At 66.9% G+C, this 22,055-nt stretch carries 19 protein-coding genes and 2 pseudogenes; 6 read left to right on the forward strand and 15 right to left on the reverse strand.

The window, feature by feature from the left end:
* Positions 1–231: 231 nt before the first annotated feature.
* Positions 232–921 (reverse strand): annotated as a pseudogene (locus tag M3I56_RS24975) (transposase); the annotation flags it as partial.
* A gap of 189 nt (positions 922–1,110) precedes the next feature.
* Here M3I56_RS24975 and M3I56_RS24980 point away from each other — a divergent pair.
* Positions 1,111–1,830, forward strand: coding sequence for an OmpW family protein (locus M3I56_RS24980; protein WP_254356230.1), 720 nt, complete (start codon positions 1,111–1,113; stop codon positions 1,828–1,830).
* 372 nt (positions 1,831–2,202) lie between these two features.
* A complete protein-coding gene (locus tag M3I56_RS24985; RefSeq protein ID WP_028206548.1) occupies positions 2,203–2,577 on the forward strand; it encodes a YqjD family protein in 375 nt (124 codons plus the stop codon).
* 36 nt (positions 2,578–2,613) lie between these two features.
* Here M3I56_RS24985 and ugpQ read toward each other — a convergent pair whose 3' ends face one another.
* The 8 genes from ugpQ to pilM all read right to left on the reverse strand — a co-directional run bounded on the left by ugpQ (position 2,614) and on the right by pilM (position 10,684).
* On the reverse strand, positions 2,614–3,369 hold the full coding sequence (gene ugpQ / locus M3I56_RS24990; protein WP_375541785.1) for a glycerophosphodiester phosphodiesterase: 756 nt from the start codon (positions 3,367–3,369) through the stop codon (positions 2,614–2,616).
* Positions 3,370–3,421: 52 nt separating this feature from the next.
* A complete protein-coding gene (locus tag M3I56_RS24995) occupies positions 3,422–4,648 on the reverse strand; it encodes a deoxyguanosinetriphosphate triphosphohydrolase (RefSeq protein ID WP_375541784.1) in 1,227 nt (408 codons plus the stop codon).
* 34 nt (positions 4,649–4,682) lie between these two features.
* Complete coding sequence (gene aroB / locus M3I56_RS25000) at positions 4,683–5,765, reverse strand: 3-dehydroquinate synthase (protein ID WP_254356232.1); 1,083 nt, start codon at positions 5,763–5,765, stop codon at positions 4,683–4,685.
* Positions 5,766–5,840: 75 nt separating this feature from the next.
* Positions 5,841–6,395, reverse strand: coding sequence for a shikimate kinase AroK (gene aroK / locus M3I56_RS25005; RefSeq protein ID WP_028206544.1), 555 nt, complete (start codon positions 6,393–6,395; stop codon positions 5,841–5,843).
* Positions 6,396–6,526: 131 nt separating this feature from the next.
* On the reverse strand, positions 6,527–8,152 hold the full coding sequence (gene pilQ, locus M3I56_RS25010) for a type IV pilus secretin PilQ (protein WP_254356233.1): 1,626 nt from the start codon (positions 8,150–8,152) through the stop codon (positions 6,527–6,529).
* A complete protein-coding gene (locus tag M3I56_RS25015; protein WP_254356234.1) occupies positions 8,149–9,021 on the reverse strand; it encodes a hypothetical protein in 873 nt (290 codons plus the stop codon). The genes pilQ and M3I56_RS25015 overlap by 4 nt, the downstream gene beginning before the upstream one ends.
* Entirely contained in the window at positions 9,018–9,707 is a 690-nt protein-coding gene (locus M3I56_RS25020) for a fimbrial assembly protein (protein WP_254356235.1), read from the reverse strand. Before M3I56_RS25020 ends, M3I56_RS25015 begins: the two co-directional genes overlap by 4 nt.
* Positions 9,704–10,684: a type IV pilus biogenesis protein PilM gene (gene pilM / locus M3I56_RS25025; protein WP_254356236.1), complete on the reverse strand. Its 981-nt coding sequence runs from the start codon at positions 10,682–10,684 to the stop codon at positions 9,704–9,706. The genes M3I56_RS25020 and pilM overlap by 4 nt, the downstream gene beginning before the upstream one ends.
* Positions 10,685–10,973: 289 nt before the next feature.
* On the opposite strand from pilM, the gene M3I56_RS25030 reads away from it, so the two are divergent.
* Positions 10,974–13,415: a penicillin-binding protein 1A gene (locus M3I56_RS25030; RefSeq protein WP_254356237.1), complete on the forward strand. Its 2,442-nt coding sequence runs from the start codon at positions 10,974–10,976 to the stop codon at positions 13,413–13,415.
* Between the two features lie 84 nt (positions 13,416–13,499).
* Here the strand turns inward: M3I56_RS25030 and cyaY are convergent, their stop codons facing one another.
* Entirely contained in the window at positions 13,500–13,817 is a 318-nt protein-coding gene (cyaY, locus tag M3I56_RS25035) for an iron donor protein CyaY (protein WP_028206540.1), read from the reverse strand.
* Between the two features lie 35 nt (positions 13,818–13,852).
* On the opposite strand from cyaY, the pseudogene M3I56_RS41410 reads away from it, so the two are divergent.
* From M3I56_RS41410 to lysA, 3 genes and pseudogenes are all read left to right on the forward strand, one after another.
* A pseudogene (locus tag M3I56_RS41410) lies at positions 13,853–13,975 on the forward strand (lipoprotein); the annotation flags it as partial.
* Positions 13,976–14,212, forward strand: a complete 237-nt coding sequence (locus tag M3I56_RS25040) for a hypothetical protein (RefSeq protein ID WP_309249181.1) — start codon at positions 13,976–13,978, stop codon at positions 14,210–14,212.
* Positions 14,213–14,221: 9 nt separating this feature from the next.
* Positions 14,222–15,493, forward strand: coding sequence for a diaminopimelate decarboxylase (gene lysA, locus M3I56_RS25045; RefSeq protein ID WP_254356239.1), 1,272 nt, complete (start codon positions 14,222–14,224; stop codon positions 15,491–15,493).
* Positions 15,494–15,570: 77 nt separating this feature from the next.
* Here lysA and msrQ read toward each other — a convergent pair whose 3' ends face one another.
* The 5 genes from msrQ to M3I56_RS25070 form a co-directional block, all read right to left on the reverse strand.
* On the reverse strand, positions 15,571–16,296 hold the full coding sequence (gene msrQ, locus M3I56_RS25050; RefSeq protein WP_254356240.1) for a protein-methionine-sulfoxide reductase heme-binding subunit MsrQ: 726 nt from the start codon (positions 16,294–16,296) through the stop codon (positions 15,571–15,573).
* 12 nt (positions 16,297–16,308) lie between these two features.
* Positions 16,309–17,310 (reverse strand): protein-methionine-sulfoxide reductase catalytic subunit MsrP, encoded by a 1,002-nt coding sequence (gene msrP / locus M3I56_RS25055; RefSeq protein WP_254356241.1) that lies wholly within the window; start codon positions 17,308–17,310, stop codon positions 16,309–16,311.
* A gap of 206 nt (positions 17,311–17,516) precedes the next feature.
* Entirely contained in the window at positions 17,517–18,761 is a 1,245-nt protein-coding gene (gene ccsB, locus M3I56_RS25060; protein WP_254356242.1) for a c-type cytochrome biogenesis protein CcsB, read from the reverse strand.
* Between the two features lie 46 nt (positions 18,762–18,807).
* Positions 18,808–21,045, reverse strand: a complete 2,238-nt coding sequence (locus M3I56_RS25065; protein ID WP_254356243.1) for a cytochrome c biogenesis protein ResB — start codon at positions 21,043–21,045, stop codon at positions 18,808–18,810.
* Positions 21,046–21,209: 164 nt separating this feature from the next.
* Positions 21,210–21,884, reverse strand: a complete 675-nt coding sequence (locus M3I56_RS25070; RefSeq protein ID WP_254356244.1) for a cytochrome c — start codon at positions 21,882–21,884, stop codon at positions 21,210–21,212.
* Positions 21,885–22,055 lie beyond the last annotated feature (171 nt).

Here is a 22,055-nt window from a genome sequence, read left to right on the forward strand (position 1 = left end):
TCCACCCGATGTTGTAGCGGAACCACTACCCGCGGGGCCTCCTCCATGCGCCGGGGTCGAGCCGGCCGGAGTGGCGCCAGAGTGCGGAGCTGAATGAGGGCTGGATTGAGCGGCGCCATGGCCTGCCGACTGACCGCCGGCTCCGCCTGATCCGGCCGCAGGCGTCGAAGCCGCGCTCGCGGTGGCCGCCGCGCCAATGGGGCCCGGCGTTGCCGCGGGCGTGCCCGGCGCTTCGCGCACCTTGCGCGGGCGCCCGCGCGGCAGCGGCGAGACGCGCCGGTTCGCCGTGCGCGACGCCCAATCGCGATAAGTGTCGCTGCCGAGCACCCAGCCCTTGAGCGTGGCCTGCATGAGCTGCGTCGTTTCGCGCTCGTCGAGCACCTGCTCGCAGAGTTCGCGATACGCGCGCTGACGCTCGAACGGCGTATTGCCGAGCGCCCAGTAGAGCGGATGGTCGGTGATCAGGCTGTCGACGGTCAGGCCGATGTGATGCCGGTAGCTCGACCATCGATAGTCTTCGGGCGCCGTCACGAGGTGGCTGCGCACCGGTGCGAGCTCGACGACGCGGCTCGCCAGCAGGAAGAAGCGCTCGCCCTCGATGACCGTCGCGCGGTAGCGCCCCTCCCAGAGCGTGCCGCGACGCGCATAGCGCCGGTTGAAATGCGCCACGTAGCGCCGGCCGACCGCCTGCATTGCCTTGGGCAGGCTGGATTCGTCGGAAGGCGTGACGAGCAGTTGCACCGCGCCGGGCATCAAAACCCACGCATGAACCGCCAGATGATGATCGCGCGCCGCGGCCTTCAGGCAGTCGATGAACAGTTCGTAGTCCTGGTCATCGACGAACGCGGGCTGCTGATCGAGTCCGCGCAGGATCACATGCTGTGGCTGATCGGGAACATAAAGACGTGCAAGCCGTGCCATGCTCGATTTTCCTGGTTCCGTTGGTGAATACCCGCAGACCCGCCAGGCCCCACCAGCGCTAGTTCTCGCTGGCATGCGGCTTCGGCGGAAAGCTCGCGGCGCTTAGTAAAAAAGCTCTAACGGTCGCGTCTGGTTTGTTGCAAACGTTGTGTTCATAATGAGCGGGCCTTTCATGGAGGAGCAATTAATATGAAATTAAAACAGGCGCTGGCAGGGGTCGCCGCGCTCGCCAGTTTCACGGCAGCACACGCACAATCCGCAAACACGTTCTACGTCACCACCGGCTGGTTCCGCTTCATGCCGCAGGACACCAGCGATTCGCTCAAGATCGACAGCGTCGGCGGCACGCCCGTCAACATGGCCATTCCGAATACGGGCGCCAGTGTCGGCTCGGCCGACACCGTGGGTTTCTCCCTCGGCTACTACATCACCGACCACTTCGCTACCGAAGCCGAACTGGGCATTCCGCCGAAGTTCGATATTTCCGGCGGCGGCAGCTTCAGCAGCTTCGGCAAGGTCGGCTCGGCAAAACTGTGGAGTCCCGCGCTGCTGTTCAAGTACTACTTCAACAGCCCGGAAGCAAAATTCCGTCCTTACCTCGGCATCGGCGTGACCTACGCCTGGTTCACGGACGCGAAGATCACCAACGGCTCCTTCGAACAGGGTGTGCTTGGGGGTCCGACCAGTGTTTCGACGGATCGTTCCTGGGCCCCCGTGTTTAACCTGGGCTTCAACTACAACTTCACGAAGCACTGGTTCGCCGGTTTCTCGCTCTCGTACATTCCGATCAACGTGACGGCCACGTACCACACGACGCTGAACAACCAGTTCGGCACCCAGCGAATCGCAGAATCGAAGATTCACCTGAACCCGCTCGTGACGTACCTGAAGGTCGGCTACAACTTCTAACGCGCTGCGGCGCCCCGCACTACCTCGCGCCGGCCCTTCGCCTCGCCCTTGCGGCGTCTGGCGGAGGGCGGCGTTTCCCGCCCGGCCGTGCCCTTCCCGTCTTCGCGTCTCCATCGATTTTTTCCGCCTCCGCATGGGCTTATCCTGATTCTATGCCTCTGCGAAAAAGCGTGCTGTCCCCGTAATCACCTGTTTTGTCACCAGAGAGCGAAGCCCCGCCTGGCGGGCGTTTGCGCCCGGCTCACTGCGCTCGTTCGAGGCTCGGGCACTGGAATTGCGCAATACTTGCACTCCGGCTCTCGCTCCCGCGCCCTTTTTCGTGCGCGCCGCGGCGAGCCTTTTACCTGTGACTTTTCAACGACGGAGCCATACATGAGCGCCTTTCCGAACACGCGAGAAGCCCTCGGAGATTCCTGGACGCGCACGAGCCGACACGCGCGGCGCATCGCGCGCCGCGGCCGCAGCGCCGCCGCCGATATCACCGACGAGTTGCGTGATCTGCTCGCCGAGCTGGAAAACACGCTGGGCGAAGGAACCCAGGCCGATGCTGCCGCGCTGCGCGACGACATCCGCAAGCGTCTCGACGCCGCCCGCGAGCGGCTCGAAGTGGCGCGTGCAGCCGCGCGTGACCATACTGACGCGGCCATCGCCAGCGCGGACGACTACGTGCACCGCAATCCCTGGCAGGCCGTCGCGATCGTCGGCGGCGTGGCGCTGGTAGTGGGCGCGCTGCTCGCGCGCCGCTGAATGAGGATCCGGGCGCTGGCCGCCCGGCTTGGGGCCTCAGGCGTCGAGCGCGTGCGGCCCGATCAGGTCGATACGGTCGGTACAGACCGTATCGACGCCCCAGCTCACGAGCTGGCGAGCGCGCTCGAGGTCGTTCACCGTATAGGCGAGGATGAAAAGCCCCGCCGACTTGATGCGCTCGACGAGCGCCTCGTCGAGATGGCGATAGCTCGCATGGAGCGACACACATTCGAGCGCCGCGGTCTGCTCGCGCCAGTCGGCGGGCACGCGCTCGAATAGCAGGCCGCGCGGCAGTTCCGGCGCGCTCTCGCGCGCCGCCTCGAGTGCCGCGTAGGAAAACGACGAGAGCAAAGGCGGCATACCTGCCTGCGCTTCTTGCGCCCACAGGCGCGCCGTTTCGGCGCCGACCATGCGCCCTGTCTCCACGTCGCGGCCCGCGCAGGGCTTGACCTCGACGTTCGCCGACAGCCCCAGCTCACGACAGCACGCTGCGACTTGAGCGAGCGTGGGCATCGGCTCGCCCGCAAAACGCGCATCCCGCCAGCTGCCCGCGTCCAGCGTGGCAAGTTCCACGTAGCGCATGCACGCCGCAGCGCCCTGCCCGTTCGACGTGCGGTTCACCGTGTCGTCGTGGAGCAGGAACGCGACGTTGTCGACGGACAGCCTCGCGTCGAACTCGACCATCGTATGGCCGAGGCTCGCGCCGGTGTGCAGACCCGCCAGCGTGTTCTCGGGCGCGAGCGTGCCGCCCCCTCGGTGCGCGGCCACGCGCGGGTACGGCCAGGACTTGATCAAATGGGCTCCCGGAATCCGCAGGGGCGGTGAGATGGGGCGAGCCGCGCCGTCAAACGTCGTCGGCGACGACGAAGAGACGGCGGTACTCCTTCAGGGCATAGCGGTCGGTCATGCCCGCGATGTAATGCGCGATCAGCCGCGGCTGCACGGCGGCGTCCTGCGTCTGGTACGGCGGCGGCAACAGGCGCGAGTCTTCGCTGAACGCCTCGAACAGCCCCTTCACCACGCGCCGCGCCTTGTTGGCCATGCGCATCACGCGGTAGTGGCGGTACAGGTTGCGGTAGAGGAAGCGTTTGAGCGCAGCCGCCTGCGCGGCCACACGCTCGCTGTGCGCGACGAGCGCAGGCGCCGAGCGCACGTCGTCGAGCGACTGCGGCGCGCACTCGGCGAGATTGCGCCGCGTCTGCCCGATCAGATCGACGATCAGCGTGTTGATGATGCGCCGCACGGTCTCGTGAACCAGCCGGCGGCCCTCGATCTGCGGATATTCGGCGCGTGCGGCATCGTAGTGCGTTTGCCAGAGTTCGACCTCGGCGAGCTGCTCGATGGCGAGCAGACCCGAGCGCAAGCCGTCGTCGACGTCGTGGTTGTTGTAGGCGATTTCGTCGGCAATGTTGGCGATCTGCGCTTCGATCGACGGCTGCCGGCCGAGCAGAAAACGCTCGCCCAGATCGCCCAGATGCCGCGCATGCTCGCGCGAACAGTGCTTGAGAATGCCTTCGCGCGTCTCGAAGCACAGGTTCAGGCCGTCGAACGCGCCGTAATGCTCTTCGAGCTCGTCCACGACCGCGAGGCTCTGGAGATTGTGCTCGAAGCCACCGTGCTCGCGCATGCACTCGTTGAGCGCGTCCTGGCCCGCATGGCCGAACGGCGTATGGCCGAGGTCGTGGGCGAGCGAGATCGCCTCGACCAGATCTTCGTTCACGCGCAGGTTGCGGGCGACCGAGCGGGCGATCTGCGCGACTTCCAGGCTGTGCGTGAGCCGCGTGCGAAAGAGATCGCCCTCGTGATTCACGAACACCTGGGTCTTGTACTCGAGGCGGCGAAACGCCGTGGAATGGACGATGCGGTCGCGGTCGCGCTGGAACTCGCTGCGCGCGGCGGGCGGCGGCTCGGGAAAGCGCCGCCCGCGCGAGCGCGAGGCGTGCGCCGCGTAAGGCGCGAGGCCCGCCTCGAATGACGCGACCAGCGCGGCGCTGGCGTCGCCACCATGCGCGTCGCTACCTTCCTGAACACTACGGGGATCACTGCGGTTATCGCTGCGGGTGTCGCTCACCGTTCCTCCGCAAGGGGTTGTTGCCGGCGCCGCCTCAGTTCTGCGTCGCGGCGGCGAGCGTGGCCTGCACGGCTTCGTCGGGCGCGCGGCCGATGTGCGTCTCGCCAAAGCGCTTGAGCAGGATGAACTTGATCGCCCCGCCCTCGGCCTTCTTGTCGACCTGCATCAGCTCGACGTAGCGTTCGGCGCCGAGCGCGGGCGCACGCACCGGCAGCTTCGCGGCCTCGACCACGCGCACGAGGCGCGTGCGCGAGGCTTCGTCCAGCATGCCCATGCGCACCGAGAGATCCGCCGCCATCACCATGCCGCAACCCACCGCCTCGCCGTGCAGCCACTCGCCGTAGCCGAGCCCGGCCTCAATCGCATGGCCGAACGTATGGCCGAAGTTGAGGATGGCGCGCAGGCCACCCTCGCGCTCGTCGGCGGCCACGACCGATGCCTTGATCTCGCACGAGCGCTTGACCGCGTGCGCGAGCGCTTCGGGCTCGCAGCGGTTGAGCGATTCGACGTTGGCTTCGATCCAGTCGAAGAATTCGGCGTCGGCAATCGCGCCGGTCTTGATGACCTCGGCAACGCCCGCCGCCAGCTCGCGCTCGGGCAGCGTGGCAAGCGCGCCGATATCGGCGATCACGGCCTGCGGCTGGTAGAACGCGCCGATCATGTTCTTGCCGAGCGGATGATTGATGCCCGTCTTGCCGCCCACCGACGAATCGACCTGCGAAAGCAGCGTGGTCGGCACCTGGACGAACGGCACGCCGCGCATGTAGCAGGCGGCCGCGAAGCCCGTCATGTCGCCCGTCACGCCGCCGCCCAGCGCGATGAGCGTGGTCTTGCGGTCGGCGCGCGAGGTGAGCAGCGCGTCGAAGATCTCGTTGAGCGTTTCCCAGTTCTTGTGCGCCTCGCCATCGGGCAGCACCACCGTGTTGACGTCCTTGCCGAGCGGCGCGAGGGCGGTGCGCAGCGTCTCGCCGTAGAGCGGGTCGACGACGGTGTTCGTCACGATCGTCACCGACTTGCCGGCGATATGGGGCGCGAAGAGCGCCGTCTGACCGATCAGGCCGGAGCCGATATGGATGGGGTAGGCGCGGTCGCCCAGTTCGACATTGACGGTAATCATGCTCTGAATCTTGTGGGTTTCCGATGCGCTGCCTGCTGCACGACTCACTACGCGACTTACTGCGCGACCTGCGCCCTACTCGCGCGCCGTGGCCCGCACGACGCCGGCCATGTCGAGCTGCATCAGCACCATGTTGACGAGTCCGTTGACGGAAGGCCGGCCCGTTTCGATCACGAAATCCGCGATTTCGCGATACAGCGGGTCGCGTACTTCGTACAGCGCTTCGAGCCGCGCCTTGGGGTCTTCGGTTTGCAGGAGCGGGCGATTCTTGTCGCGCCGCGTGCGCAGCCACAGGTCGTGCGGATGCGCGCGCAGATATACGACGAAGCCGCGCGCCTTGAGCGCCGCGCGATTCTCGGGCCGCAGCACCGCGCCGCCGCCGGTCGCGAGGACGATGCCTTCGCGCCCCGTGAGCTCTTCGATCATCTGGGCCTCGCGGTCGCGAAAGCCCGCCTCGCCTTCGAGTTCGAAGATCACCGGGATGCGCGCGCCCGTGCGCGCCTCGATCTCGTGATCGGAGTCGAAGAACGGACGCTCCAGCCGGCGCGCGACCGCCCGGCCCACGGTCGTCTTGCCGGCGCCCATGAGCCCTACGAAAAATACATTGGCGTTTGCGTCCCGCACTTGCAGCGATTCCTACGAAAGGTTGGTGCCGCAGCTTACTGGCAAAGCGGCGGCGTTGTCGAGCCTGCGGCCCCGTCGTTCCGGCCCCGCAAGCATGCGGCTGCCCGCTTGCGGCCGGTTCGCCCGATCAATGAGGGTCAATTTGACTCCACGACACGCGGCGTGATGAAAACCACCAGCTCGCTGCGCTTATCCCGGTGCGCGCGGTGCGAAAAAAGCGCGCCCAGAACCGGTATTTTGCCCAGGAGTGGCACGCGCGTCACATCATCGCGGTCATCCGTCGCGTCGATGCCGCCAATCGAGACCGTCCCGCCGTCCTCGATTTCCACTCGCGTCTGCACGTGTTTGGTGTTGATCGCAGGCCCGGCGGCCGTTTGCTCGCCGACACTGTCCTTCGCCACATCGAGGTCGAGTATCACGCGGCCATCGGGTGTGATCTGCGGCTCGACTTCGAGTTTCAGGCTGGCGCGCCGGAACTGTACGCCCGAAACGCCCTGCCCGACCTTGGCCTGATATGGCAGCTCGGTGCCCTGCTCGACGACGGCCTTCGTGCGGTCGGCGGTGACGACGCGCGGACTCGACACCACGCGCCCGCGCCCCTCGGCCTCGAGCGCGCTTAACTGGATGTCGAGCAGGCGCGTGGCGCGCGCGGCCAGCAACGTCAGCCCAAGGCCTGCGGCCTCGAAGCCGGAGATCGGGCCCGCCGCGAGGTTGTACACCGTGCCGTCGGCTCTGGTGGTCAAGCCGCGGGCCGTCGTGCCGTCCACGTTCACCGGCGTCACGCCAAGACGTACGCCCAGCTCGCGCGATAGCCCCTCCTCTCCCTCGACGATGCGGGCCTCGATCAGCACCTGACGCGCGGGCGCGTCGAGCCGCCACACGAGTTCGCCGATCTGGTCGAGTCGCGCCGGCAGGTCGGTGACGAACAGAAGGTTCGTGCGCGCGTCCGCCACCGCCGTGCCGCGCTTCGACAGTGCGCGCTGTGTGCCCGAGCCGGTCAGGAAGCGGCGCACATCCTCGGCGCGTGCGTATTGCAACTCGAACGAGCGGCTCGCGAGCGGCTCCAGCTCCGTGGCCCGGGCGTGCGCTTCGTAACGCTGCCGCTCGCGCGCCGCCACCTCCGCGGCGGCCGCGACCCAGATCACGTCGCCGATGCGCGACATCGCAAGGCCGTTTGCCTCCAGCAGCAAGTCGAACGCGGTACGCCACGGCACGCGGTCGAGGCGCAACGTCACCTGGCCACGCGCACGCTCGCTTGCGACGATATTGAGCTTCGTGAACTGGGCGAACGCGTGCAGCACGGCCGTGAGTTCAGCGCGCTGGAAGTTGAGCGTGATCGGCCGGTCTGGCGGCAACCCATCGTTTGCTGCCGCGGTGTCGCCGAGGCGCATCGGCGCGCGCATGGGTACGGGCGGCCCTTCGAGCAGCCCAGCCGCTGGCGCGTCGCTGCCGGGATCGCGCGTAGGCGGGGCGGCGCGTTGGGACACGCCAGCGTCGCCGTCCGCGTCTGCCCGCGAAACGTCCCCGGGCGCGACTTCGGTCGTTGGGGCATCGCTGCCACCCATGAACGGATTGGCGACCCACTGATTTGCTGCGGGCTCCCCCGCCCCATCGGGCAACGGCGGCACTTCGTAGCGCGCGAGCGGCGCCGGCGAACGTGCCCACCCTGGTCGAGGCGACGGCACAGCGGCCCATGCAGCGCACGCGGCGACGCTCACCATCAACGCGGCGAGTGCAGCAACGTTCCACTTGAGCGCGCTCATTTCGCCGGCTCCGCCCAGCCGAGCGCGCGCGTCGTCCCACCTGCCGCGACGACGACCCGCGCCGGCCCGATTGCCAGCACGCGAGCGTCGCCGATCGCCTCGCCCGCCTGCGCGGTCACGATGCCCTCGGGCGTCTCCACGAGCGCGAGGATGCGCTGCCGATCCTGGAGGATGCCGGCAAGACGCCACCCGTCTTCCGCCCTCCCGGCCGCAGCCGCATGAGTGAAGGGATCGCGAGCCGCCGCTGCGGGAGCTGCCGCCAGCGGCACGGCGGGAAGCGCATCGTACACACGCAATGTTGCCGAGACCGACAAGCCGGTTCCGATGCGCCGGATTGCCAGCTCGAATGGCACCGTGAGCGCCGGCTCGCGCGCCAACCCTTCGAGCAGTCCGCGCAGTTGCGCGAAGCTGCCTTGCGCGACCAGCTTGATCGACCGGAACGCCTCGGCTTGCGCGCCGCCCGCAACGCCTGGCTCCAGCGCATGCAGCACGAGGCCCGATTGCGCGGCGAGTTGCGAGGTGCGGCGAATGTCGTCGGCGGAATTGCCCGCACGCCGCGCACGCGAAGTCGTTCGCGCCGCGGCTTCGCGCAGCGCGGGCAGGCGCGCCAGGACTTGCCGGGCGTCGCCGTAGCGCCTTTGAGCGGCTTCCAGCGCGGCGCGCGCTGCATGCACACCAAGCGGATCCCCGACGATGCACGCGCCGCTCGCGGTGGCGAGAGCGAGCACAGCAATCGTCAACGCGACAGCCTGGCGGCGGCGCGTACCCCATGCGTGCAGCGGCGGCCACCCGCGCAATGCGTTGCCCGCGCCTGACTGAGCCGAAACGAGCGCCCGCTCCTGTCCAGCGTGCGCAGGCATCGTGCTCATGTCGCCTCCTTCGCTGCGACGCCGCTCGACGCTCGCGGCACCTCGTGCGCTCGCGGTGCGCCGGCCCGCGGCACGGTGCTCGCGCCTTGCCAGACGAGATGAGCCGCCACGCGAATCGGCTCGCCGCCGGGCGCGCTCCCGCGTGCAGCGCCAGCCGGCGCGCCGCGCTTGAGTTCGCGCACGCTCACGGCCTCGACATCGGGCAGCGAGCGCAGCCGTCCGAGCCACGCCGCAGCTGCCGATTCGTCCACCACGCTCGCCTGCAGATCGGTTTCATCGGCGGACTGCGCGAGTTGCTGCAAGCCGACGCCCGGCAGAGGGTCGCTTGCCAACGCGTCCGCGAGGGCAAAAAAGCGCGCCGTTGCCCGCGCGTGCTGCCGGGCCAGTCGATCGCCGGCGCGCCGCGCTTCGCTCTCCCGCACGAGGCGCTGCGCCTCCGCGAGCGGCGTGCGCCACTGCGCCAGCGGCCGTTCCAGCGCCTCGCGCCGAGCCTCGAGCGCGTTGCATTCGACGCGCTGCCAAAGCACGACACCCAGCGCGCACGCGCACCCGCCAAGCACGGCGGCGCCCCATTCGAGCAGGCGCCAGCAACGCCGCTTGCGGATCGCACGCCGCCGCCATGGCAGCAGATTGAACCCGCCGACGGCCCGGCCCGGCAATACGCGCACGGCGCGCGCGAGCGTCATTGCGCCACCCCGCGCAACGCGAGTCCGAACGCCACCGCGCACGCCGGATCATGCAACAGCGTCGCTGCGAGCGGCCACTCGATGTCGGCCAGCGGTGCGCATTCGAACGGCAGCACTGGCGCGCCCAGCGCGTCGCCGATGTCGGCCATCGTGAAGTTCGCGCCGCGCAGCATGGCAAGCTCGCCCGAGACCTGCACGCAGCCGGCCTGCTCGCCGTCGACGAGGTCGCGCAACGCCTCCACGAGATCGGCATGTTCGAGCGCGGGAAAGCGCATGTGCCGGATGACCGAGTCGTCGACGAGCAACCAGCCGTGCACGCCTTCCGGGCCGACCCAGATCGCCACCCAGGGTTCGTGCGGCGGCAACTCGTACACCGCCGCGTGCCGCATGGCGCGCAACGCGGCGTGCGCCTCGCCGTCCACGGCGCACAGCGTGATGCCGGCCATGGCCGCACACTCGATGCGCGCTTCGAGATGCTGCCGCGCCGTCGCCGCGATCGTCACCTGCGCTTCGTGGCTGCGCGGCGTGGCCGGCAGCACGCTCCAGTCGACCGCCAGCTCGCCGCGCTCCACGCCCGCCACGCGTTCCGCCTCCGCCAGCACGAGCGGCTCGAGCGCCGCGTGAATACCCGACTCGTCCATCGCACCCGCCGGTGCAAGACGCGCGAGCGGCACGGTCGCGACGAGCGTCGCGCTCGTGGGCAGCGCCATGGCACACCGCAGCGACGCCGCGGCGCTGGCGCGCGGCAACTCGCCAAACACGCTGCGAAGCGCCGCGACGATGGCCGCCCGGTCGACGATCTCCGCGCCGGCGAGCGCCTCGCGCGCGAGCGGCGCGCTCGCCAGCCATTCGAGGCGGACCGGCCCCGCCCCGACAATGCGCTGGCTCAACACCGCCAGCGTGACCCCGCGCGCGCTTAAATCCACACCCGCGGCAAAACGGCGAGCGCCCAACAACAGCGGATTCCCGAAACCCATCGCATCCCTCCCGTACGTCCGTGCGCCACGAACCGTTCGCAGCGCGTCGATAGAGAAATTGTGCGAACCGGGGCGGCGCACGAATACTCGGCCGAACGGCCAACGGTCGCCGCCAGCGCTATCCACGCGCGAGGGGCGCGTCTACAGTGCGAATATCAGCAATAAGTGTCAGCAAAAGCGTCGACAGAAATAACGGGTTGCGTGCTCGCATGCGCCGTCCATGTAAGCATCTCGAAAGCCAGCGGGCGAGCGACGGCTATAATCGCGGGACCGTTTTTCTGGTGTTCGTATGCAAGATCAGCTTCCTTCGTCCGTACCGCCTTCCACCCCGCCCGAGCCGCCCCGGCGGCGCAAGCGCCCGTGGTGGGCCACGCTGCTGATCGCCTTTTTCGGCCTCATCTTCGCCGGCGTGGTTTGCGTGGCGCTGGTGCTCGGCTACGCGCTCGTCGTGGCGACGCCCAACCTGCCGTCGCTCGAGGCGCTCACCGACTATCGTCCGAAGGTGCCGCTGCGCATCTACACGCGCGACCACGTGCTGATCGGCGAATTCGGCGAGGAGCGGCGCGACGTCGTCCATTTCAAGGACGTGCCCGACAACCTCAAGAAGGCCATTCTGGCCATCGAAGACGCGCGCTTCTACGATCACGGCGGCGTCGATCTCGCCGGCATCGCGCGCGCGGGCTTCGTCGCGCTGACCAATGGCCACGCCACCCAGGGCGCCAGCACGATCACCATGCAGGTGGCGCGCAACTTCTTCCTTTCGAGCGAAAAGACCTACACGCGCAAGATTTACGAGATGCTGCTCGCCTACAAGATCGAGTCGAAGCTCTCGAAGGATCAGATTCTCGAGGTGTACATGAATCAGATCTATCTGGGCCAGCGCGCGTATGGCTTCGCGAGCGCCGCGCGCGTGTACTTCGGCAAGGATCTGAAAGACCTCACGCTCGCCGAGTGCGCGATGCTGGCCGGGTTGCCCAAGGCGCCGTCGGCCTACAACCCGGTCGTCAATCCGAAGCGGGCGAAGGTGCGCCAGGAGTACATTCTGCAGCGCATGCTCGAACTGCACTACATCACGCAGCAGCAGTACGACGAGGCTGCGGCGCAGCCGCTCGTCGTCAAGGGCGCGGGCAAGGAATTCAGCGTCCACGCCGAGTACGTCGCGGAAATGGTGCGCCAGATGATGTACGCGCAGTACCACGAAGAGGCGTACACGCGCGGACTGAACGTCGTCACCACCATCGACTCCGCCGATCAGGACGTCGCCTATCGCGCGCTGCGCAAGGGGCTGATGGACTACGAGCGGCGCCACGGCTACCGCGGGCCCGAGGCGTTCATCGACCTGCCCACGGACAGCGACGAGCGCGAGCAGGCCATCGACGACGCGCTCGTCGAGCACCCCGACAACGGCGAACTCGTGGCGGCAGTGGTGACGGCGGCGAGCCCGAAGGAAGTGAAAGCCACCCTCATGGACGGCAACACCACGAGCATCACCGGCGACGGGCTGCGCTTCGCGCAGTTCGCGCTCTCCGCGCGCGCGCAGCCGTCGCAGAAGATCCGGCCGGGCGCGATCATCCGCATCGCGCGCAACAACGCGGGCGAGTGGTCGATCACGCAGCTGCCGCAAATCGAAGGCGCGTTCATCTCGATCGTGCCGCAGGACGGCGCGATCCGCGCGCTCGTGGGCGGCTTCGACTTCAACAAGAACAAGTTCAACCACGCCACCCAGGCGTGGCGTCAGCCGGGTTCGAGCTTCAAGCCGTTCATCTACTCGGCGTCGCTCGACAAGGGGCTCGGGCCGGCGACCGTCATCAACGACGCGCCGCTCTTCTTCAGCGCCGCCGAAACGGGCGGCCAGCCATGGGAGCCGAAGAACTACGGCGGCGGCTTCGACGGCCCCATGAGCATGCGTACGGCGCTCATGAAGTCGAAGAACCTCGTGTCGATCCGTATTCTCAACCACATCGGCACGAAGTACGCGCAGCAGTACATCACGCACTTCGGCTTCGACGCCGACCGGCATCCCGCCTACCTGCCGATGGCGCTCGGCGCGGGTCTCGTCACACCGTTGCAGATGGCCGCCGGCTACTCGGTGTTCGCCAACGGCGGGTATCGCGTGAATCCGTATCTGATCGCCGAGGTCACCGACCAGCGCGGCATGGTGGTCGCCCAGGCGCAGCCGCTCGTGGCCGAGCAGAACGCGCCGCGCGCCATCGACCCGCGTAACGCGTACATCATGAACAGCCTGTTGCAGAGCGTCGCGCAGCGCGGCACGGGCGCGAAATCGAACGTCCTCAAGCGCACCGACCTGGGCGGCAAGACCGGCACGACCAACGACTCGCGCGACGCGTGGTTCGCGGGCTTTCAGCACACGCTGGCCGCGATCGCGTGGATCGGCTACGACAACCCGCGCAGCCTCGGCGACAAGGAAACGGGCGGCGGTCTCGCGCTGCCGGTCTGGATCGACTACATGCAGAAGGCGCTCAACGGCGTGCCCGAGTACAGGATGGCGATGCCGGACGGCATCGTCACGCTCGGCGACGAGCTCTACTACGCAGACGCCACGCCGGGCCACGGCTTCGTCTCGACCGTGGGCATCAGTCAGGCGGCGCTCGAGGCGTCGGCGAGCGGCGCATCGGGCGCGGGTGGCGCCGATGCGGGCGCCACGCCCACGCCGGAGCACGTGAATGCGAAGGAGAAGGAAGACATCATGAACCTGTTCCGCGGGCACTGAGGCTCGCCGCAGCGGTGGCAATGATAAATGGGCGCCAGTCTTTCGACTGGCGCCCATTTATTTTCCGAACTCACGCTTGCGCGTTTACGGCTCGAACCGCACCGGCTCGCCCGCCTGCTCCGTTGCATAGGCCGTGAGCGCCGAGAAGAATTCGGTGCCTGTGCGCGTGTCGCGCCATTCGCCGTCGATGAAGCGATAGTGGAAACCGCCAGCCTTCGCCGCGATCCAGATTTCGCGCATCGGCGGCTGCAAGTTCACGATGATCTTCGTGCGATTCTCGAATTCGAGCGTCAGAACGTTGCCGCTGCGCTCCAGTTCGATGTCCGCTTCGGCCTCGTCCACGGCCCGCTCCACGGCCGCCAGCACGGCCTCCGCGCGGCTCAGGTAGTCATTGTCTGGCATGCTAAACTCCACCGGTTATTCATTCAGGGACAATTATGCGTGTCATTTTCCGGACGCGCGCAGCGGCCCCCAGCGCATGGACGCCCCGCGCGATTTTAGCGGCTTTTGCGATCGGTGCCGTCACGCTCGCAGGCTGCGGCCAGCGCGGCGCGCTCTATATGCCCACCGTGCCGCCGCTTCCGCCCAAGCCCAATTTCGAAACCACGCAGCCGGAAACCGGCGCGACGCCTGCAAGCGCGCCCGCGAGTGCTCCCGAGTCGGCTTCGGCACCCGTCGGCACGATTCCGGACACCTCCGGCACGCCGCTCTCGTTGTCCCCGGACACCGAACTCGGCACGACACCCGCGACCACCGGCAGCCCGCAAGCGGCTTCCGACGCCACGCCAACCCAGTAAAACGCTCGCATGACCCAGTCCGCTTTTCACCGCGATAACGGCACGCTCTTCGTAGAAGGCGTCTCGGCCGCAGATCTCGCCGCACAGTACGGCACGCCGCTCTATGTGTATTCGCGCACGGCGCTCACCGCCGCATGGCACGCCTACGCCGACGCCTGCGCCGGCCGCCGCGCCAAGGTGCACGTCGCGGTCAAGGCGAACAGCAACCTCGCCGTGCTCAACGTGTTCGCGCGCGAAGGCGCGGGCTTCGACATCGTTTCGGCAGGCGAGCTCGCCCGCGTGCTCGCGGCAGGCGGTAAAGCGCAGGACGTGGTGTTCTCGGGCGTCGGCAAGACCGCCGGCGAAATGCGCGAGGCGCTCGAAGCGGGCGTGAAGTGCTTCAACGTCGAATCGATCCCTGAACTCGACCGCCTCAACGACGTGGCGGGCAAGCTCGGCAAGAAGGCGCCAGTTTCGCTGCGCGTGAACCCGGACGTCGATCCGAAAACGCATCCGTACATTTCCACCGGCCTGAAGGCGAACAAGTTCGGCGTGGCATTCGAGCAAGCGCGCGCGACCTATCGCGCCGCCGCGGCCATGGCGCACCTGGACGTGGTCGGCATCGACTGCCACATCGGCTCGCAGATCACCGAAATCGCGCCGTATCTCGACGCCATCGACAAGCTGCTCGAACTCGTCGACCAGATCGAAGCGGACGGCGTGAGTATCCGCCACATCGACGTGGGCGGCGGCCTCGGCATCACCTACGACGACGAAACGCCGCCCGACATCGGCGAGTTCGTGCGCACGGTGCTCGACCACATCGAGGCGTATGGCGCGAAAACGGGCAAGACGCGCGAGGTGTACTTCGAGCCGGGCCGCTCCCTCGTGGGCAATGCGGGCATCCTGCTCACCACGGTCGAGTTCCTGAAGCCGGGCTCGGAAAAGAACTTCGCGATCGTCGACGCCGCAATGAACGACCTCGCCCGTCCGGCCATGTACGACGCGTATCACGCGATGGAACCAGTCGTTGCGCGTCAGTCCGCGCCGCAGACCTACGACGTGGTCGGCCCAGTGTGCGAAAGCGGCGACTGGCTGGGCCGCGCCCGCTCGCTCGCGATCGAACCGGGCGACGTGCTCGCGATCCGCTCCGCGGGCGCATACGGCTTCGTAATGAGCTCGAACTACAACACGCGTGCGCGCGCGGCCGAAGTGATGGTCGACGGCAAGCGCGTACATCTCGCGCGCGAGCGCGAAAACGTGGCGCAGTTGTTCGCGAGCGAGCGCGTGCTGCCGGACTGAGTCTTTCGTCCGCTCGCCCATGTAAAAAAGCGACGCCACGGCGTCGCTTTTTATTTGCCTGCCTGCGCGCGGTGTACCTACGCGGCGCGCGCACCCGCGCGCGAAGCACGCCAGCGCGCAAGCAGCCACACGGCCACGCGCCAGCCGAGCAGCGCCAGCATGATCGCGCCGTAGAGCTTGGGCAGCACGAGGTCGTGCTTGCCCGCCTTCATCCACCAGAAGTGCAGGATCGCCAGCACGCCGATCGCGTAGATGAGCCGATGCAGCGTCTGCCAGCGGCGTCCGAGCCGACGCGCCATCGCGCGCGTGGACGTCACGGCGAGCGGAATCAGCAGCACGAACGCCGCGAAACCCACCGTGATGAACGGCCGCTTGCCCACGTCCTTGAACATCGCGGCGACGTCGAACCACTTGTCGAACCAGATGTAGGTCGTGAAGTGCAGCGTCGCGTAGAAAAACGCGAAGAGGCCCAGCATGCGCCGAAAGCGGATCAGCGTATTCCAGCCCGTGAGTCGTCGCAGCGGCGTGACCGCAAGTGTGATGCAGAGGAACACCAGCGTCCACAGGCCCGTGGACCGCGTGATGAACTCGATCGGATTCGCACCGAGCCCGTCTGTGAAGCCGAACAGCACGAGGCGCGCGAGCGGATACAACGCCGCGACGAACACCGCCGCCTTCGCCCACGGCAGCCAGCGCGGGCCCGTCACGCTCGCCGCACCGGCCTTTCGCGCAGGACGCGTCTGCCCCGCCCCCACGCGTGCGGCGGCCTGCGGTGTCGTCGTCGATTCCATCTCTCGCTCCATCAAGCTCGTTGCTCAGAAGTTCTTGCGCAGATCCATGCCCTGATACATCGACGCGACGAGGTCGCCGTAGCCGTTGTACATGAGTGTCTTGCGCTTGGGCTGGAAGAAGCCGTCCTCGCCGATGCGCCGCTCCGTGGCCTGGCTCCAGCGCGGGTGATCGACGTTCGGATTCACGTTCGAATAAAAGCCGTACTCGCTCGGTGCGTACTTGTTCCAGCTCGTGGGCGGCTGGTTCGCGACGAAGCGGATCTTCACCAGCGACTTCGCGCTCTTGAAGCCGTACTTCCACGGCACGATCACGCGCACCGGTGCGCCGTTCTGGTTCGGCAGCACCTGGCCGTAGAGGCCCACCGTGAGCAGCGTGAGCGGATTCATCGCTTCGTCCATGCGCAGGCCTTCGGAATAGGGCCAGTCGAGAATCGGCTCGGCGAGGCCCGGCATTTGCGAGGGGTCGGCGAGCGTGATGAACTGCACGTAGCGCGCGTTGCCCGTGGGCTGCGCACGGCGGATCAGTTCGGAAAGCGAAACACCGATCCACGGCACGACAATCGACCAGCCCTCCACGCAACGATGCCGGTACACGCGCTCTTCGAGCGGCGCGAGCTTGAGGATCTCGTCGATGTCATAGACCTTCGGATTCTTCACCTCGCCCTCGACGCTCAGCTTCCACGGACGCGGCCGCAGCGTGTGCGCGTTTTGAGCCGGATCGCCCTTGTCGGTGCCGAATTCGTAGAAGTTGTTATAGGTCGTGATGTCCTTGTAGGGCGTGACCTTGTCGAGCGCGACGAACTTCGTGTTCGTCTGCGCGGCGAGCTTCTGCGCCTTCGGGTCGCCGGGGGCGTATTCCGCAAGCGCCTGCGTTGCACTGAACGGCCCCGCGATGCCGCCGAGCGCGAGCGCGCCCGCAGCCCGCAGAATGCGCCGACGCTGTTCGTACACCCTTTGCGGCGTGATTTCGCTCGCGGGGATGTCGTCACCGTTGAGCAAGATCCTGCTGCTCCGCTTGATCCACATATCGCTGCTCCTGCTTTTTGCGTGGCGTGCGCCGCCAGCACATTGATCGTATCTTGACCCGTCCTGCCGTGCTGTGCACGACATGGATCGACTGGATGACCTCAAGCGGGCAAACGCGCAATTCGCAGAAAACTTCCCGGCGGCCCAAAAAAAACCGTCGGAGCGCGAGGCATCCGACGGTTAATTCGTCTTGAGAGCGGATTCGGTTACAGCTTGCCGTAACTGTGCAGGCCCGAAAGGAACATGTTCACGCCAAGGAACGCGAAGGTCGTGACAAGTAGACCCGTCAGCGCCCACCAGGCCGCCACGCCGCCTCGCAGGCCCTTCATGAGGCGCATATGCAGCCAGGCCGCGTAGTTGAGCCACACGATCAGCGCCCAGGTTTCCTTCGGGTCCCAGCTCCAGTAGCCGCCCCAGGCCTGCGCCGCCCACAGTGCGCCGAGAATGGTCGCGATGGTGAAGAAGGCGAAACCCACGGCGATCGACTTGTACATGACGTCGTCGAGCACCTCGAGCGCGGGCAGACGATCCGCCAGCACGCCGCGCTCCTTCATGATGTACGCCACGCCCACCATGGCCGAAAGCGCGAAGCTGCCGTAGCCGATGAAGTTCGCCGGCACGTGGATCTTCATCCACCAGCTCTGCAGCGCGGGCACGAGCGGCTGGATCTGCTGCGCGTCGCGCGAGATCGAGTACCACATGAGGAAACCCACGGCCGCGCTGATCACGAGCAGCACGAACGCGCCGAGCGCACGCGTGTTGTAGTGCTTTTCGTAATACAGATAGAAGAGCGCGGTGATGAGGCTGAACAGCACGAACACTTCGTAGAGGTTCGAGATGGGAATGTGCCCGACGTCCGCGCCGATGAGGTAGGACTCGTACCAGCGCACCATCAGGCCGACGAAGCCCATGAGCACCGCCGCCCACGTGAGCTTCGAGCCGATCGACCCGCCCGAGGGCGAGCGAGAGAGCAGGCCGATCCAGTAGAACAGCGTGGCGAGCACGAACAGCGCGCTCATCCACAGAATGGCCGACTGGCTGGACAGGAAATACTTGAGGAAGAACGCCTGATCCGCGCGCGCGAGGTCGCCCTGGTAGATCTGGAGCGCGAAAAGTGCGAGCACCGCGATGCCGGCCATGAGCAACCGCGCCGGCTTCCAGCGCCAGCCCAGTACGACGAGCGCCGGCGTCGTACCGCCGAGCACCAGCTTGTCGTAATAGTTCATGTGCGCGTGGTAGCGCGAGAGCGCGAAGCCCGCGCCCGCCACGAGCGCCAGCGCGAACAGCCAGTCGACCACCGTCAGGCGGCGCAGGAAGGGGCGTTCGTCGAACAGGGCGTCGGCGAGGGGATCGCGGGCACTCGCGGCGCCGTGCGCCACAGCGGCATTGGCCACCAGCGCACGTTCGGCGCGCCGGGCCTTCGCGGAGGAGGAAACCTGAGACAAGTCCATGGGCTTACCGATGTTGATCGTGAGTGGCTGCAATCACGTGCGTGAATCAGGGCGCACGGTCCGTGCCGCTGCCGTTCGTGTCGCCCGCATCGTTCGTGGCGCCCGTTTGCGGCGCCGCGCCCAGCACACGGCCGACCGCGTCGCGGGTACGGGCGAACTCCTTCTCGAAGTCGAGGGTACGGCGGGCGGTCGACATCGCCATGATGACGTCGACGCCGTGGTCCTGACCGTCCTGACCCTTCCGGTCCTTCAGCCAGAACCACAGACGCCGCTCACGCACGTAGAACATCGAGAAGATGCCGAGCACGAGCAACAGGCTGCCAAGATACACGACTTTCTTGCCCGGCGCGCGCGTCAACTGAAATACCGAAGCTTGCACCTGCTTGAATGAATCGAGCTGTAGATAGACAGGAGATCCATACAGGAAGCTGTCGGATATCGCGTTGATCGAATCCTGTACGAAGCGCGCGGCGTCGGCATCGGGCTTCAGGTCGGGCTCGCCTGCCTGCTCGCGCGCGAGCTGCCAGAGGTCCCAAGTCGCACCCTCGAGCATGCGCAGCAGCAGGCTCGCCGCCTTTTCCTGCTGCTCCTTCGGCACCGACTTGTCGATGAACGCGGCCACGGCCTGGAAGCCGCCTGCGGCACCTGCAGCCCCCGCAGCACCTGGCTGCGGTGCGTCCGAGCCCGCGAAAAGGGTCAAGACGCGCTCGGCGCTGTCCGCGAGATGCTGTTGCAACTCGCGGTTCGAAGCGGGGACTGAGCGCGTGCCGAAACGCTTCGCGGCCTGCGCGCGCAATGCGGGGTCCTCGAAGGCCGCGCGCAGCATCATCCACTCCTTCGGCGTGCCGCCACTGTCGGCGGGAATGCGCAGGTAGCGGAACGGATCGTCGGGATTCTCGCGCATGCCCGCGAGGAACATGCGATCGCCGCCGCCCACGTCCACAGGCAGCATGTAGTTGTTGTACTCGCGCGCCTGGCCGTCCTTGTCGCGCACCTTGTACTGCACCGAAGGGCCGACGTTATGCAGGTCGAGCGGCTTCGAGCTCTTCGCACCGGAGCCGAGGCGCTCGTCGAACGCTTCCTTGAGCGACTGGTGCGCCACGCCGCGCGCGTCGTTCGCGCCGCTGCCATTCGAGATGTTCTCGACGTTGATCGCGCGGAAGTCCGCGAATTCGATGGTCTGCCCATCCACGCCCGGCACCGTCTGGCCCGCGGGCACCGCGAGCGGAGCCGAATTGCCGATCGTGCCGCCGTACGGAAAGCTCTTCGCGCTTGCGCCCGACATGGGCCACGCCGTCATCGACATCTGCGAGCCGCCGTCCTGGAAGCTCGACTGATAGATCGACACGCCGTCGTACTCGAACGGCTCGTTCACCTCGATGCGCGCTGGAACACGCTGGCCCGTCTTGTGGTCGATCACGACGATATCGCTCGCAAAGAGCTTGGGCATGCCGGTCGAGTAGTAATCGACGATGAACTTGTTGAGCTGGATGGAGAACGGCAGGTCCTGGATCAGCGAGCCGTCGGGCTGGTTGAGGATGGCCGTGGAAACGAACTGGCCCTCCGGCACCCAGGCGTAGCCGCGGAAGGTCGGGTTCGACTGCGAGAGCCGGTGCTCGGGCGCAATGTCGTTGATGACTGCGTTGCTGCGGATGGGCGTCTTGTCGAACAGCCACATCTGGAATTTGATCGGCAGATTGCTGTCGAGCAGGCCGCCGAGGCAGATGATCACGATCGCGAGGTGCGCGAAGATATAGCCGATCTTCGTGAGCGCACCGCGCTTGGCCGCAATGAGCGTAGCGCCATCGCTCTCGCGCGTGACGAACCGGTAGCCCATGCGCCCCGCCAGCTTGCCGAGCATGGCGGCCGTTTGCTCACGCGTGCCGCCCTCCACCGCGAACTCGCCCTTGTGATGGAACGCGCGCAGGCTGCCTTCGCGGACCTTGTCCTTCCAGCTCTTCATGTCGGCGAGCATCTTCGGCGCGTTGCGGATCACGCACAGCGAGACCGACACCACGAGAAAGCCGAGGATCGTCATGAACCACCACGCGCTGTAGACCGTGTAGAGGCTCAGCGAGCGGAAGATATCGGCCCAGAAAGGGCCGAACTGGTTGACGTAGTTCGGGTACGGGTCGTCCTGCGTGAGCACCGTGCCGATGATGCTCGCAATGGCGAGCACAACGAGCAGCGCAATCGCGAAGCGCATCGAACTGATCAGCTCGACGGCGACTTTCACCGCCTTCTGGCGAACATTCAACTGCAAACCCTGCGTGGTGACGCTCATTCAAACTCCGCTTTGTCGCTCTTGCTGGCTTCTCGCCGATCAGGCGCTACAGCAAAAAAGGGTGCAGGCGCGCCGTCGGCGTGACGACGCCCTCACCCTTTTCTTGTTTTCCGGCCGGCCGCGCCGTGAAACTGCTGATCAAACGCGCGGCAAACCGATTACGCTCAATGCAGGCCGGCGGCGTAATCGGCGACGGCCTTGATCTCGTCGTCCGAGAGCCGGTGCGCGATGGTTCGCATCGGATCGTTATTGTTACGCGTGCCCTGCTGGAAAGCATTGAGCTGTGCAACGATATATTCCGACCACTGGCCCGAGAGGCGCGGATACTGGATCGGAATACCCTGGCCCGTAGGTCCGTGGCACGCCGCGCAGGCCGGCACGCCCTTGTCGGCGATGCCGCCACGCCAGATCGACTGGCCGAACGGCACGGTCTTCGCGTCGCGCGCGTAGCCGGGTTTGGGTGTCTGGGAGGCGAACCAGGCTGCGACATTGATCATATCCTGGTCTGACAGCGCGGCAGCGAAGCCGGCCATGATCGGGTTTGCGCGCGCCGCCGGCTTGCCGCCGGGCTGCGGTTTGAACTCCTTGAGTTGCTTGACGAGATAGTCGGCGTGCTGGCCGGCGAGCTTGGGATACGCGCCGCCGGTGCTGTTGCCGTCCGCCGCGTGACAGGCTGCGCACACTTGCGCAGCAATGGCTTGCCCCCGGGCGACGTCGGGCTTGGCCGGCGTTCCCTGATCCGCCGCGCTTGCCTGCCCCGCCATCATGAATAGACCTGCTGTAAGACCTGACGCTATCGCACTCTCGAACACCTTCAAGCACTTGCCCAGTCGATTCATTCGCGCACCTTGTTTCGTCTTGTGGGAATCAGGTTCTGCAATGGACGACAGCGACCGATCTACCTCGAAGGCCCGCGCTGGCCTCACTGGTATTCAGTAAACCATCGCATTGTACAATAGCGCGCAAGGCGCCACGGCGCCAGTCGGGCCTGCCCCCGATATCCCAGAATC

The sequence above is a fragment of the Paraburkholderia sp. CNPSo 3281 genome, from assembly GCF_024206515.1.
GTDB classification, from domain to species: Bacteria; Pseudomonadota; Gammaproteobacteria; order Burkholderiales; family Burkholderiaceae; genus Paraburkholderia; species Paraburkholderia nodosa.

What these genes read in the sequence shown, in the direction of transcription:
- M3I56_RS24980 (WP_254356230.1), top strand. Translation starts at nt 1,111, where the DNA reads ATGAAATTAAAACAGGCGCTGGCAGGGGTCGCCGCGCTCGCCAGTTTC.
- M3I56_RS24985 (WP_028206548.1), top strand. Translation starts at nt 2,203, where the DNA reads ATGAGCGCCTTTCCGAACACGCGAGAAGCCCTCGGAGATTCCTGGACG.
- aroB (WP_254356232.1), bottom strand. Translation starts at nt 5,765, where the DNA reads ATGATTACCGTCAATGTCGAACTGGGCGACCGCGCCTACCCCATCCAT.
- pilQ (WP_254356233.1), bottom strand. Translation starts at nt 8,152, where the DNA reads ATGAGCGCGCTCAAGTGGAACGTTGCTGCACTCGCCGCGTTGATGGTG.
- M3I56_RS25015 (WP_254356234.1), bottom strand. Translation starts at nt 9,021, where the DNA reads ATGAGCACGATGCCTGCGCACGCTGGACAGGAGCGGGCGCTCGTTTCG.
- M3I56_RS25020 (WP_254356235.1), bottom strand. Translation starts at nt 9,707, where the DNA reads ATGACGCTCGCGCGCGCCGTGCGCGTATTGCCGGGCCGGGCCGTCGGC.
- pilM (WP_254356236.1), bottom strand. Translation starts at nt 10,684, where the DNA reads ATGGGTTTCGGGAATCCGCTGTTGTTGGGCGCTCGCCGTTTTGCCGCG.
- M3I56_RS25030 (WP_254356237.1), top strand. Translation starts at nt 10,974, where the DNA reads ATGCAAGATCAGCTTCCTTCGTCCGTACCGCCTTCCACCCCGCCCGAG.
- cyaY (WP_028206540.1), bottom strand. Translation starts at nt 13,817, where the DNA reads ATGCCAGACAATGACTACCTGAGCCGCGCGGAGGCCGTGCTGGCGGCC.
- M3I56_RS25040 (WP_309249181.1), top strand. Translation starts at nt 13,976, where the DNA reads ATGCCCACCGTGCCGCCGCTTCCGCCCAAGCCCAATTTCGAAACCACG.
- lysA (WP_254356239.1), top strand. Translation starts at nt 14,222, where the DNA reads ATGACCCAGTCCGCTTTTCACCGCGATAACGGCACGCTCTTCGTAGAA.
- msrQ (WP_254356240.1), bottom strand. Translation starts at nt 16,296, where the DNA reads ATGGAGCGAGAGATGGAATCGACGACGACACCGCAGGCCGCCGCACGC.
- msrP (WP_254356241.1), bottom strand. Translation starts at nt 17,310, where the DNA reads ATGTGGATCAAGCGGAGCAGCAGGATCTTGCTCAACGGTGACGACATC.
- ccsB (WP_254356242.1), bottom strand. Translation starts at nt 18,761, where the DNA reads ATGGACTTGTCTCAGGTTTCCTCCTCCGCGAAGGCCCGGCGCGCCGAA.
- M3I56_RS25065 (WP_254356243.1), bottom strand. Translation starts at nt 21,045, where the DNA reads ATGAGCGTCACCACGCAGGGTTTGCAGTTGAATGTTCGCCAGAAGGCG.
- M3I56_RS25070 (WP_254356244.1), bottom strand. Translation starts at nt 21,884, where the DNA reads ATGAATCGACTGGGCAAGTGCTTGAAGGTGTTCGAGAGTGCGATAGCG.